At 70.8% G+C, this 982-nt stretch carries 1 protein-coding gene; it reads left to right on the top strand.

All coding sequences use genetic code 11. The features are described from left to right. Positions 1 to 58: 58 nt before the first annotated feature. On the top strand, positions 59 to 871 hold the full coding sequence (locus I59_RS12045; RefSeq protein ID WP_027465232.1) for a ParA family protein: 813 nt from the start codon (positions 59 to 61) through the stop codon (positions 869 to 871). Positions 872 to 982: the final 111 nt, after the last annotated feature.

Below are 982 nucleotides of genomic sequence, written 5' to 3' on the forward strand. Positions count from 1 at the left end.
GGTCCCTTTCAGCCCGGGTTGAGGTGAGACAACCCTAGTCGCGGTAACGTTGCTCACCGTGCATGTACTCAGCGTGAGCTCCCTCAAGGGTGGTGTCGGCAAGACGACGGTGACGCTCGGCCTGACCTCGGCCGCGTTCGCCAAGGGACTGCGCACGCTGGTGGTGGACCTCGACCCGCAGTCCGACGTCTCGACGGGCCTCGACATCAACCTCGCCGGACACCTGAACGTGGCCGACGTGCTCGAGAACCCGAAGGAGAAGATCGTCCGCCAGGCGATCGCCCCGTCCGGGTGGACCAAGGGCTCCCAGGGCAAGATCGACGTCATGGTCGGCTCGCCCTCGGCCATCAACTTCGACGGGCCGCACCCGTCGATCCGCGACATCTGGAAGCTCGAAGAGGCCCTCGCGAACGTCGAGCAGGACTACGAGCTCGTCCTCATCGACTGCGCGCCGTCGCTGAACGCCCTCACCCGCACCGCGTGGGCGGCGTCCGACCGGGTCACCGTCGTCACCGAGCCGGGGCTGTTCTCCGTCGCCGCTGCCGACCGGGCCCTCCGTGCGATCGAGGAGATCCGACGCGGGCTCTCCCCCCGCCTGCAGCCGCTCGGCATCATCGTGAACCGGGCGCGCGTGCAGTCGCTCGAGCACCAGTTCCGCATCAAGGAGCTCCGCGACATGTTCGGGCCGCTCGTGCTGTCGCCGCAGCTGCCCGAGCGCACGTCGCTGCAGCAGGCGCAGGGTGCGGCGAAGCCGCTGCACGTCTGGCCGGGTGAGTCGGCGCAGGAGATGGCGAAGAACTTCGACCAGCTGCTCGAGCGCATCATGCGCACGGGCAAGATCGGCCCGTACGCCGAGGGCGGCGCGGCCTAGGTCCTGCCTGCCCGGCGCCCGTGACGCCTCGGCCGCGGTCCTGCCGGCGGGGCGCCCATGACGCCCCGGCCTCGGTCCNTGCGGCGGGGCGCCCGGCGCCCGTGACGCCGC

Origin of the sequence: Curtobacterium sp. B8, from assembly GCF_000333315.1 — a bacterium.
In the GTDB taxonomy this organism is placed as follows: domain Bacteria; phylum Actinomycetota; class Actinomycetes; order Actinomycetales; family Microbacteriaceae; genus Curtobacterium; species Curtobacterium luteum.